The 12,955-nt window shown below is 72.0% G+C and carries 10 protein-coding genes; 2 read left to right on the top strand and 8 right to left on the bottom strand.

Annotated features, from left to right (window positions below; translation table 11 throughout):
- Positions 1 to 88 precede the first annotated feature (88 nt).
- The gene (locus tag ACF07V_RS07285) at positions 89 to 961 is read left to right on the top strand and encodes a MurR/RpiR family transcriptional regulator (protein ID WP_392151974.1); all 873 of its coding nucleotides are present in this window, start codon (positions 89 to 91) and stop codon (positions 959 to 961) included.
- Between the two features lie 19 nt (positions 962 to 980).
- A complete protein-coding gene (locus ACF07V_RS07280) occupies positions 981 to 2,468 on the top strand; it encodes a hypothetical protein (protein ID WP_392151972.1) in 1,488 nt (495 codons plus the stop codon).
- 173 nt (positions 2,469 to 2,641) lie between these two features.
- Here the strand turns inward: ACF07V_RS07280 and ACF07V_RS07275 are convergent, their stop codons facing one another.
- From ACF07V_RS07275 to ACF07V_RS07240, 8 genes are all read right to left on the bottom strand, one after another.
- Entirely contained in the window at positions 2,642 to 3,508 is an 867-nt protein-coding gene (locus ACF07V_RS07275; RefSeq protein WP_392151971.1) for a class I SAM-dependent methyltransferase, read from the bottom strand.
- A 195-nt stretch (positions 3,509 to 3,703) separates the two neighbouring features.
- On the bottom strand, positions 3,704 to 5,482 hold the full coding sequence (locus tag ACF07V_RS07270) for an FAD-dependent oxidoreductase (protein WP_392151969.1): 1,779 nt from the start codon (positions 5,480 to 5,482) through the stop codon (positions 3,704 to 3,706).
- Positions 5,483 to 5,515: 33 nt separating this feature from the next.
- Positions 5,516 to 6,244, bottom strand: a complete 729-nt coding sequence (locus tag ACF07V_RS07265; protein WP_392152380.1) for a hypothetical protein — start codon at positions 6,242 to 6,244, stop codon at positions 5,516 to 5,518.
- 5 nt (positions 6,245 to 6,249) lie between these two features.
- A complete protein-coding gene (htpX, locus tag ACF07V_RS07260; protein WP_392151968.1) occupies positions 6,250 to 7,167 on the bottom strand; it encodes a zinc metalloprotease HtpX in 918 nt (305 codons plus the stop codon).
- 217 nt (positions 7,168 to 7,384) lie between these two features.
- Positions 7,385 to 9,565, bottom strand: coding sequence for a discoidin domain-containing protein (locus ACF07V_RS07255; RefSeq protein WP_392151966.1), 2,181 nt, complete (start codon positions 9,563 to 9,565; stop codon positions 7,385 to 7,387).
- Positions 9,566 to 9,654: 89 nt separating this feature from the next.
- Entirely contained in the window at positions 9,655 to 11,025 is a 1,371-nt protein-coding gene (locus tag ACF07V_RS07250) for a GH1 family beta-glucosidase (protein WP_392151964.1), read from the bottom strand.
- A gap of 71 nt (positions 11,026 to 11,096) precedes the next feature.
- On the bottom strand, positions 11,097 to 11,936 hold the full coding sequence (locus tag ACF07V_RS07245; protein ID WP_392152378.1) for a carbohydrate ABC transporter permease: 840 nt from the start codon (positions 11,934 to 11,936) through the stop codon (positions 11,097 to 11,099).
- A 19-nt stretch (positions 11,937 to 11,955) separates the two neighbouring features.
- Positions 11,956 to 12,948 (bottom strand): carbohydrate ABC transporter permease, encoded by a 993-nt coding sequence (locus tag ACF07V_RS07240; RefSeq protein ID WP_392151962.1) that lies wholly within the window; start codon positions 12,946 to 12,948, stop codon positions 11,956 to 11,958.
- Positions 12,949 to 12,955: the final 7 nt, after the last annotated feature.

Here is a 12,955-nt window from a genome sequence, read left to right as displayed (position 1 = left end):
GCGGCGGCCGCGATCGCGGCGCGGACGATCGGCATTAGGCTCGGCACGCGGGCCGCACGCCCGCCGACGACCCAGAAAGGAACCCGCGATGGCCTCCGGCGCACTCGCCGACGTGATCCGGCACAAGCTGGGCGACCTCAGCCCGGCCGAGCGCAAGGTCGCCCGCGTCCTCCTGGCCAACTACCCCTCGGCCGGTTTCGAGACCGTCGCCGTCCTCGCCGAGCGGGCGGGCGTCAGCGCCCCCACCGTCATCCGCTTCGTCAACCGGCTCGGCTACCGGGGCTTCCCCGACTTCCAGACCGCGCTGCGCGAGGAACTCGACGAACGCAACGCCTCACCCCTGTCCCTGTACGAATCCGCCGACCGCACCCGCACCGACAAGGCACCGGACGGCGAAGCATCCCTGCTCGAACAGGGCAGCAGGCTGTTCGGCGGTGCCGTCGCGCAGACCCTCACCGAACTCCCGCCGCACGACCTGGAACACGCCGTCGCACTCCTGGCCGACGGCAAACGGCGCATCACCCTGACCGGCGGCCGCTTCACGCATCTCCTCGCCCAGTACCTCGGACTGCACCTCATGCAGTTGCGCGACGACATCCAGCTCCTGCCCGCGGGCGACGTCGAGCGCACCGCGGCACTCGGTACGCTCACCCGCCGCGACGTCCTGGTCGTCTTCGACCACCGCCGCTACGAGCAGGACAAGGTAACCATGGCCCAACTCGCCCTCGAACAAGGCGCGAAGGTCATCCTGTTCACCGACCGTTGGCTCTCCCCGGTCTCCGCGCACGCCGAGGTCGTCCTTCCCAGCCTGGTCACGACCCCCTCACCGTACGACAGCCTCGTCCCGACCCTCGCCGTGGTCGAGACCGTCGTCGCCGGAGTCGTCACGGCCCTCGGCGACGCCGCACCGGCACGCCTGCGGCACACCGAGGAGATCGCGCGGCGCCTCGGACTGCAGTGACCCGCGGCACGGACCTGCGGTGACCGGGGCCCAGGCCGACCCCGGCCCGCCCGCCGGAATCTCAGCGCTCAAGGCCCAGAGGCGCAATCCCCTCGCGCAGTGCCTGCCTCGTCGGCACACTGAGCCGATGAGCCTGTTGGACGCCACCCACTACACCCCCGACGACATGCTGATGCACCCGCGCCACATCGCGATGCAGCCGGCGCTCGCCCATCTCATCGAGCAGGTCAGGGCCATCGACTCCGCCGCAGCGGGCTACGAGTTCCAACAGGATCTGCTCGACCGCATCCTCGAAATCGACAGAGACCGATACGAGTTCAAGAAGGCCGCCGAGCGGATGAAGAAGGGCAAGGCCCCGCACCCGGACGCCCCCGAACCCCAATCCGGACGCGACCTCTCCGACGAGGCGACGTGGCGGTTCGAGCACGCGGTCTGTGAACGGCTGGGGAGCCAGCTCCGCTCCGTCGGCGATGCCCTGGCCTGGAGGGCCTTCGGGTTCCACCGACCCTTCGTCCTCGCACTGAGCCGCAATGACAGCCCCGGCCCCATGCACGGCAAGACCGGCCTCGCGGCAGAACGGGACCGTGCGGAGAGGGCCTTCAAGGACGACGGCCACTTCGCCCTCCTGCACGACGTGACCAACTGCCTGCGCATCGGCGACATCACCCTCTGGGACGAGACCAACCCACCCCTCACCGAGGAGATCAAGACCAACCCGAACGCCAAACGCAGCACTCAACTTCGGCGGATCAACCAGGCCAGAGCCGCCATCCTGGACGGCGGCCCGCTCCCCGGCCCCGACACCGCACAGCGCTTGCACGACCTCGATCTCCCGATGCGTACCCACCTCGACATGCTCCAGTCCGCTGCCCGGCAGGCAGCAGCGGACGGCATCCACGCCACCGTGGTGCCGGGAGCGCGCGCCCTCGCCGTCGTCGACCAACAAGCCTGCTCCCGGAACGGCCTCTCCTCCGAGCAGTTCAACGCCCAGTTCCAGTCGGCCTTCGGCGCGGCACTCGCGAGCGCCGGCATCGCCGGCCGACGAGAGGACCACAACTGGCACGCCACTACCTTGGACAGCACCGCCCGAGACCCGCTGCGCGTTCCATGGGCGAATTACCCCCTCGACCCGACCCTCTGCGCGCGCCTCATCGGCGACTACGTCATTTTCACCGTCGAGACCTCCGGCCCCGTGCTCACCCGCCTCATTCGGACCGCCGGCCTGGATGCCCACTGGGTCAGACCGCCAGGCCCCCGAGCCCCCCGCCCCGGCGAAGTGTTCATGGAAATCCACCACCAAGAGCAACTACAGGCCCTGCCGCTCCCCGGTGGTGTGACGATGACCCCTGGCTGGACGCTCCAGATGGCACCTTCGGAACTCGACCGGTACCTGCTCGAATTCCTCCAGCCAGGGACCTGGATCGCGGGCATCAAGCACCTGCTCGCGGCACGACAGGCCGGACGCCCGTGGCCGCACTTCCGGGACGAGCACGAAGTCTGGCGCTGATCGAGCTCGGAGTGGACCGGCCACTGAGGAAGTCCATGTGTTGGCGGTGCGCCGCCGCTTCCGCCGCTCTTGCGGGTGTCGGGGCGTAGCGCAGGTGGGCCTGTGGGATGAGGGCGGGCGGGGAGGCAGTGACGACGCTGCGTACCGTGCGGCTCGTCACGGCCCCGAGGGCGTCACCGCTCGCCGTCGCTCGTCGCGCCCGGTTTGCGGCCCCAGGCGGTGAGCATCCCGGCGGACAGCGCGGCGCACGCGTCCGAGTCCAGGTAGCGGACCGCCGCGTCGATGCCCGCGCTGTCGATCAGCCCGGTGGTGACCATCGACGCCCGGCTCCGCTCCCACGTGTCCGCCCAGAAACGGCTGATCGGACTTCCCCGCAGCAGCGGCGGTGCGTACATCTCCGCGCCGACCGCCCTCAGGCCGGCCGCGCGCAGCAGCTGCGGATACGACGGCACCCACGAGACGTCCGTGCCGATGGAAGCGCGCAGCCCCTGCCACATCGCGCGCATCGCCGCGGCGTACGGGGTGTCGCCCTCCGTCTTCGTACGGTTGCTGGTGAGGTCCACCGCGTCGCTGAGGACCAGCACCCCGCCGGGCGCCACCAGCCCGGCCAGCGCGGACACCATCCGCTCGGGCTCCGGCAGATGCATCAGCACGAACCGCGCGTGGACCAGATCGAACCGGCCCGGCGCGAAGTCCGGAGCGGTGATGTCGGCCTGGAGCACGTCGAGGCCGGGCACGGGCCGTTCGGCGAGGAACCGCACATCGCGGTCGACGGCCAGCACGCCCGCCACCTCCGCCTCGCGCAGCAGGCGCCGCGAGACCGTGCCCGTACCGGCACCGATGTCCAGGCACCGCCACCCCGGCCCGGCACCGAGGGCGCGCAGCCGCGTCAGGGTGAGGTCGTCGTACGCGAGCGCCCCGAGATCGATCCGCTCGCCCTCACCGGGTTGCTCGGGCCGGAACACGTCCTCGCCGTAACGGCCCCCGTCCGACGCGCGGAACGGGAAGGCGGGGTCGTCGAACGATTTCCTCGACGTCATGACGGGACCCTTTCCGCGGGAGGACGGTGGGACTGCGGCGCTGCTGGGCAAGCGGTACCGCGGGGCTTTCCCATCCTCCGGTCCGTACGGCCGGGGCGCGCAGCCCCTGGGGCATTCGGGTCACGGAAGGAACGGGCCCGGCCCCGTCCCCTTGAGCGCCGGGCCTCGCGCACCTTGACCGCCTGGGTAGGGGCTCTACCCGGCCGCCAGGCGGTCGAGGTGGCGCTGCGCGAGTTTCGCGAGGGCCGGCCCGTGTTCGTAGCCGAGCGGCGCGAGCTCCGGGGGGAGCACGTAGCCGTCCGGCATCCCGGCGTACGTCTGCTCCATGAGCTGCCGGTAGGCGCCCGCGAGCAGGCCGGGCCAGTCGCCCGTCAGCGGTGGGCGCATGCGGGACTCGGCGGCGAGGGCGGCGTGGTGGGCCGCCGCCTCCTCGACGGCCTCGGCGGTCGTCCAGTCGGAGATCGGCTGCCGGTTCGGCCGCCACGGCGCGAGCCAGGGGCTCGGTTCGCCGCGCAGGATCTCGCCGGCGAGTTCCTGGGCGATCAGCGGGGAGGCGTGCAGGCCGTCGCGGTGCGTGCCGGTGGCCACCCACAGGCCGGGGCGTCCGGCGTTCCCCAGGAGCGGGTGTCCGTCGAGGCCCACAGGGCGGTTGCCGTGGTGGACCCGGTCGATCCTCGCGCCGGTCAGACCGTGGTGCAGTTGGCCGAGACCCGCGCCGAGGAGGAAGTGCAGCGCGCCGGCGGTCGGTGCGTCGCCCGGGAGGAGTGCGGGGGCCGCGGAGGCGCCGAGGTACCAGGTGCCGTCGGCCTGCGGGACGGCGTGGAGCCCGCACGCGTACGCGCGATTGGGGGTGCGTAACACCACCGGCGGCACGGGGGCGGCGGAGGGGCGGAGGGCGACGGCGCTGCCTTCCGCCGCGACCACCGGCAGGACGGGCAGTTCCGGGTCGACACGCTCCAGGAGCGCGCTCGACCACGCCCCGGCCGCGACGACGACCCGGCCGGCCCTGAACGCGCCCTCGCGCGTGGCGAGTTCGTACCCGCTTCCATGAGCGCGCAGCCGGCCGGTCCCGGTGCGGTGCACGTTCGGCAGTGCTCGGAGTGCCGCGTCGAGGCTCCGCAGCCAGCGTCGTGCGTCCAGGAAACGTTCCCGCGGCAGGAAGACGGCCCGCAGTGCCCGGTCGTTGTCCAGCGGCCGGTACGCGGGGACGTCCGGGACGGCACTCTCCTCGACGGGCAGTCCGTGGCGGGCGCCGGCCGTGCGCATGGCCTCGACCGCCGATTCGTCCAGCGGCCCGGACACCGTGTTCAGCAGGACGTACGTCCCCGCCCCGTACCCGTCCGCGGGAGCCGCCGCCCCGGCCCGCTCCCGTACGCCCTCGCGCCAGGCCGGCCAGCGCGCGGCGGCCTCCACCGCCATGTTCAGGCGAAGTCCGCCGTGCCGGGTTCGCAGACCGGCCGCCGTCACCTCGCCGAGCACGCCGAGCATCGCGCCCGCTGCCCGCGAGGCGCCGGGACCGCGCCGGCCCGACAACACGATCCGGAGCTCCGGCTCGGCACAGGCCAGCGCGTAGGCGACCGACCTGCCCAGCACCCCCGCGCCCACGACCACCACGTCCACGTCCGCCACGGATTCCCCTCCCGTACGAGTCGCCTCACAGGCTTCCCTCCGCGTCCCGGGCCACACCTGCCGCACGGTCCGGGGGCGCGGTCCCCTGGGAGTGGCGTTCACCGGCGCGGGCCCACCGACATCGCCGTCCTCGACGGCGGACCCGCGCGGTACGCCGTCGAGGACCGCGATGCCGGTGGGCCCGGCACGTTCGAGCAGGCTGGCGGCGGTCATGGCGCGCTCGCGGTGACCGCAGGCCACGACCGCCCTGTCGGGGGCGCCGGCGACCTGGGCGGTCAGGCTGCCGAGCTCGATGTACGTGGCGCCCGGCACGTGGCCGCCGGTGAATTCCCGTTCCTGCCGCACGCCGCCGACCTGCACCGCCCGGCCGGGCGGTGATCAAGGCCCTGGGATCCCCTCCGCCCCGCCGAGTCCCGGCGCGCCCCACACCGGGAACCATCGCTCCATGTCCGGCTCCATCGCCAGGTCGCCGGCGAGCAGGCCCCTGACCTCGAGCTCGAGGGCGTTGTCGCGCGTCTCGGCTCGATCGGTGCGCGGCGCGAAGGGGTAGAAGGTGCCGCGTTTGTAGAGGTACACGAGCGCGAGGTCGCGCGCCCGGTGTCCGTCGGCTCCCGGATCGTCTCCGGCCGCCGGGGCGCGGAACGCTGTCAGGGAGCAGAGCAGGTTGGGGCCGAAGCCGGCTTCCTCGAGGAGCGCGTTGACCGCGTGCAGGTCATTGACCAGCGTGATCAGGTCCTCGGCGGGAGGTCGTACGGTCAGCCAGGTGTAGCCGTACGCGTCCGAGGTGTACGTCACGGGGTACGCCCCCGGCCCCGCGTCCCGGCCCTCGCCGCCGCCCGCCCCCGGCCCCGCGTCCCGGCCCTCGCCGCCGCCCGCGCCCGGATCGGGGCCGGCCCCCGCCCCGGCGTCGAGGAGATCCCGTACGTCTGCCTTCAGGCGCGCGAAGGCACCGCCCTCCACCGCCGCGAAGCACACCGACCCGGCGCCGGCCGGGACGAAGCCCGTGCCTGCCTGAAGGGTGAGTGCCGCGGCCGGCAGCCCGAAGAGACGGTCGAGATCGGGCCGGACCGGCCTGCTGCGCCCGAGGATGCTGTCGAGGAGCCCCACTGCCGTCACGCCCCGCCGAGCTGCGCCGAGATCCGCGTGAGCTGTTCGAGCCGCTGCTCCAGGGTGGGGTGGGTGGAGAACAGCCGGCTCAGGCTCTCCTTGGAGGAGAAGGCGGGAGCGAACCAGAAGGCGTTGTACGGCTCCGCCTTGCGCAGGTCCTTCGTCGGGATCCTGGCCATCTCGCCGCTCACCTTGGTGAGCGCCGAGGCGAGCGCCGACGGGCGGCCCGTGAGGAGCGCGGCGGCGCGGTCGGCGGCGAGTTCGCGGTAGCGGGACAGGACGCGGGTCAGCAGGAAGCTGACGACGTAGACGGCGGCGCTGACCACGGGGACGAGGACCGCGGCGAGGCCCATGGTGCTGTCCCGGCTGCGGCCGAGACCGCTGTAGAGCGCGACCCGCGTCATCATCCCCGCGAGGACGCCGAGGAAGGACGCGATGGTCATGACGGCGACGTCCCGATGCGCCACGTGCGACATCTCGTGCGCGAGGACCCCCTCCAGCTCCTCCGGTTCGAGGCGCCGCAGGAGGCCGGTCGTGACGCAGACCAGCGCGGTCTTCTCGCCGCGGCCGGTGGCGAAGGCGTTCGGCACGTCGCTCTCGGCGATCGCGACCTTCGGTTTCGGCATGTCGGCCAGCGCGCAGATCCGGTCCACGGTGCCGTGCAGCTCGGGCGCCTGCTCGCGAGTCACCTCGCGGGCCCCCATGCCCAAGGCGGCGATCCGGTCGCTGAACCAGAACTGCCCGACGAACAGCGCGCCCGTGATCAGCAGGATGATCGGCCAGGAGCCGCGCAGCAGTACCAGCAGGACGCCGACGAAGACCACGTACAGCAGCCCGATCAGGAACATCGTCGTCGCCATGCGCGTCGCGAGCCCCCGGTCGGGGGCGTAGCGCGAGCGGGCCGAGGACCGGGTTCTGGGCATCCGCGCACCCTCTTCCACGAGTGGGCGGGACCGGCCGACCCCCGGGCGGGGCAAGCCTTCCGCCCCTCCTGCCAGTGTGCTCCCCCGTACGCCGGAACGAATCGGAGACAACGTTGTCAGAACGTGCATGTGCCCTCCGGGCGGCGGCACGGGGAGACGGGCCGCCGCCCGGAGGGGAGTCACCGAGGTCACCCCGGTGGGGTGACCCGCCGGATCATCAGGGGAAGTCGACGACGGTGGAGGGGACGGTCCCGGTGCCCTGGGTCGGCGCGCCGATGTCGTTGATGACGTGGTCGAACTGGCCGTTGCCGCCGAGCGACACGGTGAGCAGGCCGTGGAACCTCACGCCGGGCTTCGCCGGGGCCTTGAAGCCGTGGTCCTGACGGATGGTGGGGTCGACGTTGTAGTAGCAGTAGCTGCCGAGGCCCCAGCCCTCGTGGGTGGTGACGGAGTCGTCGACACGGTAGGCGGCGTAGCCCTTCGTGGTGCCGTTCTGGATGGCCGCCTGGTCGGGCGCGTCGTACGCCTTCTCGTTCTGGAAGAAGATCGTGCGGCCGCGGTCGCCGAACCACTCGACGTCGTACTTGTTGAAGTGCTCGACGAACAGTCCGGTGGCGAGGACGTCGTCGCCGTTCACGCGGACGCCGTAGTCGGCCCGGTTGGTCTCCCAGCCGACGCCGTCGCCGTGGTCGGCGCGCCAGACCCAGATGTGGTCGACGAGGGTGTCGTCGCTGTTGACGACGATGCTCGTGGTGGCCTTGCCCGCGCCCGCGCCGCCGATCCGGACGTAGACGTCCTGGACGGTGGTGGGGTCGGCCGCGTGGTCGGCGGAGGCGTTCTGCGGGCCGACCTCCAGAAGTGTCGGCGAGGCGACCGGGCCGGCGTCGATCAGGAAGCCGGCGAGGCGGACGCCGTCCACGTCGGCGACGCGCATCGCGGTGACGCCGTTGTCCGGGACGATCGTGGCCAGGCCGAGGCCGAGGACGATCGTGCCGGCCCGGTTCACCTCGATCGTCTGGTCCAGGTGGTAGACGCCGGGCGTGAACAGCAGGTGCAGGCCCTGGGCGAGCGCCTGGTTGACGGTGGCGGCGGTGGTGCCGGGCCTGACGACGTAGAACCGGCTCAGCGGGATCCTCTCGCCCTGCGGGGTGCCGTTCGCCCAGGTGGTGCCGCGGGCGTTGGTCCGCTTGGCGGGGGAGAAGACCTTGTACTGGTTGTCCTCCCAGATGAGGTACGGCTTCTCGCGGGAGACCGGGGTGGTGTCGAGGGTCGTGTACTTGGGCTCGGGGAAGGACTGCGCGGGCGCGCCCTCGGTGCCGGAGAAGACCTGGTTCCAGACGCTGTTGGACCAGCCTCCGATCGAGCTGTCCCGGGTGTACCACTGCTGCTGCGAGTAGTTGCCGACCTGGCCGTCGATCTTCGAGTCGGCGATGTAGCCGCCGCTGGCCCAGCCGTAGCCGCTGGGCGCGAGGTTGAGCCCGCCCTTGACGTGCATGCGGCGGAAGGAGGAGGCCTGCGAGACGGCCCAGCGGTCGGTGCCGTTCACCGGGTTGAGGGCCAGGCCCTCGGCTCCGCGCCAGAAGTTCTGGGTGGCGTTGCCGTCGAACCAGCCGGCGTCGACCGTCACGTCGCCGTTGATGGTGGTGTCGTCGGGACGGACACCGAGGCCGGCGATCTGGGTGTAGAAGCCGATCTGGGCGTTGAGGCCGTTGTACGTGCCCGGCTTGAACAGGAAGGCGTGCCGGCCGCTGCCGAACTGGGCCGACTCCTGCTGCCGGAAGACGCTGTCCAGCTGTGCCTGGACGTCGGGCGTGGACGGGTCGACGACGTGGACGTTGGGTCCGAGGTCGCCGCCGCCCGGCAGGGTGGTGCCGCCGGTGGTGCCGTACACCTGGAACTCCCAGAGCGAGTAGCCCCAGACGGTGCCCCGGGAGAGACCGTTCATCCGGACGTAGCGGCCGGTGCCCGAGAGGGCGACATCGTCGGTGCCGCCGTCGCCGCCGGTCACCGTGGTGACGGTCCGCCAGTCGGTGCCGTTCTCGGAGGCCTGGATCTCGTAGCTCTTGCCGTAGGCGGTCTCCCAGGTCAGGACGGCGCTGCTGAGCGTGGCGCTCCGGCCGAGGTCGACCTGGAACCACTGGGCGTCGGACCAGTCGCTGGCCCAGCGGGTGCCGGTGAGGTCGCCGTCGACGGCTCCGCCCGCGGTGAAGGCTCCTTCCGTGGACGAGGAGGTGGCCGTCTTCCCCTGGGAGAGCAGGGTGGGGGCCGCGGAGGCCGTCGTGGCGGGGGCGACGGCGAGGAGGCCGCCGGCGAGCGCGGTGACGAGTGCGCCGACGGCGGTCCGTCGGAGGGCTGGGGCGGGGCGCCGGAGGACCGGCGAGGACCCGACAGGGGACATGGGAGCTCCTCGGGATGCGTGGGGGAAACAGGGGGAGCGTTCTTCGAACCTTGGTGCCGGGTGACACGCGTGCCGCAGGGGGCGCCCGGTCACCCGCGGTGCGTCCGGTGGGCGCGCATGATCTCCGCGTACCGGCGGCCGCTCGACTTCACCGTCCGCCGCTGGGTCGCGTAGTCGACATGGACCAGGCCGAAGCGCTTGTCGTAGCCGTAGGCCCATTCGAAGTTGTCGAGCAGGGACCAGGCGTAGTACCCCGCGAGCGGTGCGCCCTTGCGCAGCGCGCGGGCGCAGGCCGCGAGGTGCTGCTCCAGGTAGCGGGTGCGGTCCGGGTCGTGCACCTCGCCGTCGGGGCCGACGGTGTCGGGGAACGCCGAGCCGTTCTCGGTCACGTACAGCTTCCGCACGCCGTACTCCTCGGTGAGGCGGAGCAGGAAGGTCTCCAGGCCGTCGGGGCCGATCTGCCAGTCCATGCCGGTGCGCGGGACGTCCGGGAGGCGTACGGCACGGGCGTGGGGGACGGGTCCGGCCGGGTCGTCGGCCACCGTCTCCGGGAAGTAGTAGTTGAGTCCGTGCCAGTCGAGCGGGGCCGAGATCAGTTCCAGGTCACCGGGCCGCTCGGGGAGCTCGACCCCGTACAGCTCGCGCATGTCGGCGGGGAAACCGCGCCCGTACACCGGGTCGAGCCACCAGCGGTTGGTGTGCCCGTCGGCCCGGCGCGCGGCGGCGACGTCCTCGGGGCGGGTGGAGACCGGGGTGACGGTGGAGTGGTTGGTGACGAGGCCGACCTGGGCGCCGGGGGCGGCGGCGCGGACGGCGGCCGTGGCGAGGCCGTGGCCGAGCAGCAGATGGTACGAGGCGCGGACGGCGGCCGTGAGGTCCGTGAGGCCCGGTGCCATCCGGCCCTCCAGGTGGCCGATCCAGGCGGAGCAGAGCGGCTCGTTGAGCGTGGCCCAGTGGGTGATGCGGTCGCCGAGGCGCTCGGCGACGGCGGAGGCGTAGGAGGCGAGGTGTTCGGCGGTGTCGCGGACGGTCCAGCCGCCGCGGTCCTGCAGGGTCTGCGGCAGGTCCCAGTGGTAGAGGGTGACGTTGGGGGTGATGCCGGCGTCGAGCAGTCCGTCGACGAGCCGGTCGTAGAAGTCGAGCCCGGCCTTGTTGACGGGCCCGTCGCCGTTCGGGACGACGCGGGGCCAGGCGACGGACATCCGGTACGCGTCGGTGCCCAGCTCCTGCATCAGGGCGATGTCCTCGGGCCAGCGGTGGTAGTGGTCGCAGGCCGTGTCTCCGTGGTCGCCGTTGTCGATGGCTCCGGGGACGCGCGCGAACGTGTCCCAGATGGAGGGGGAGCGGCCGTCCTCGGCGACGGCGCCCTCGATCTGGTGGGCGGACGTGGCCGTGCCCCAGGTGAAGTCCGCGGGGAACGCACCCAGGTCGAGGGTGTGGTGGTCGGTGGTGTCGGACACGGTGGACCTCTTCGTGGAAGGCCGGAGGCCGGCGGAGGGAGCGTCGGGCGCGTCGGGTGCGGCCGGGCGGATCACTTGACCGCGCCCGCGGTGAGGCCCGCGACGAGGTAGCGCTGGAGGAGGAGGAAGCCGGCGACGACGGGCACGCTCACCACGAGGGAGGCGGCCATCACCTGGTTCCAGTAGACGTCGTTCTGGGTGGCGTAGCCCTGGAGGCCGACGGCGAGGGTGCGGGTGGTGTCGTCGGTCATGACGGAGGCGAAGAGGACTTCGCCCCAGGCGGTCATGAAGGCGTAGACGGCGACGGCGACGATGCCGGGCAGGGCGGCGGGCACGATGACCCGGAAGAGGGCGCCGACGGGGCCGCAGCCGTCGACCTGGGCGGCTTCGTCGAGCTCGCGGGGGATGGAGTCGAAGTAGCCGGTCAGCATCCAGATGGAGAAGGGCAGCGAGAAGGTCAGATAGGTGAGGACCAGACCGCCGCGCGAGCCGAAGAGGGCGATGCCGGTGGCGTTGCCGATGTTGACGTAGATGAGGAAGAGCGGCAGCAGGAAGAGGATGCCGGGGAACATCTGCGTCGACAGGACGGTGACGGCGAAGACGCGCCTGCCCCGGAAGTCGTAGCGGCTGACGGCGTACGCGGCGACGATCGCGACGGCGACGGAGAACACGGTGGCCGCGCCCGCCACGGCCAGGGAGTTCAGGAAGTAGTCGGCGAGCGGGACGGTGTCCCAGATGTCGAGGTAGGGGCGGAGCGTGAGCCCGGACGGGATCCACTCGAACGTTCCCGACACGTCCTCGAGGGGTTTCAGGGAGCCGGAGACCATCACGTACAGCGGCAGCAGTACGAAGCCGGTGAGCAGGGTGAGGAAGATCCGCCGGGACCACAGGAAGGAGGGGGGCGCGGCCATGGGGGAGCGTGGTGTGCGTTCAGGCATCGGAGGCCTTCCTTCCTCGGGTGGTGAGCAGGAGGTACACGCCCGTGACGAGCAGGAGGAAGAGCAGGAGCAGCACGGACATCGCCGATCCGGTGCCGAAGTTCCACGTCAGGAAGGACGACTGGTAGATGTGCAGGGAGATCAGGTCCGCCGCCTCGGGTGCGGCCTTGCCGAAGAGCACGAACGGCGTGTTGAAGTCGTTGAAGGTCCACAGGAAGAGGACCAGGACGAGGACCTGGTTGACCTGGCGCAGGGACGGCAGGGTGACGTGGCGGAGCTGCCTCCACACGCCGGCGCCGTCGAGGGCGGCCGCCTCGTACATGTCCGGGGAGATGTTCTGCAGGCCGGCCATGACGGTCAGGAAGGCGAAGGGCCAGCCCTTCCACACGGAGACGGTGAGCAGGGCCCAGAAGCTGTTGTCGCCGATGAGCCAGAAGGCCGGGCTGTCGCCGAGGCCGAGCTGGTCGTGCAGCACGTGGTTGATCAGGCCGTTGTCCCGCTGGAACATGAACGCCCAGGTGATGACGGCGGCGTAGACGGGCAGCGCGTACGGGACGAGGAACAGGGTCCGCAGGAAGCCCCGGCCGCGGAAGTTCTCCTGGAGGAAGACGGCGGCGGCCGTGCCGAGGAACCAGCAGAGGGCGACCGACGCCAGCGTGAACAGGCAGGTGGTGAGGAAGGACTTCAGCAGGGCCTGGCCGACGGGCGCGTCGAAGTCGACCGAGACGGCGTAGTTGTCGAGGCCGGCCCAGGGCGCGGACGACCAGTCCCGGATGAAGAACTGGGTGAGCTCCTTGAAGCTCATGCCGATGCCCATGAGCATCGGGACGAGGTGGACGAGGAGTTCGAGGACGAGCGCGGGGAGCAGCAGCAGGTACGGGAGGGCGATGCGGCGGCGTCCGGAGCGGCGCTGTGCGGGCGCCGCTCCGGGTCCGGCCGTGCGCACCGCGCCCTCGCTCGGCCGGGCGACGGCGGTCTGGGTCATGGAGGTG

It is taken from the genome of Streptomyces sp. NPDC015661 (assembly GCF_043077765.1).
Classification (GTDB): domain Bacteria; phylum Actinomycetota; class Actinomycetes; order Streptomycetales; family Streptomycetaceae; genus Streptomyces.
Note: the sequence above shows the minus strand (reverse complement) of the source record. Positions and strands in the feature narration are given on the sequence as shown.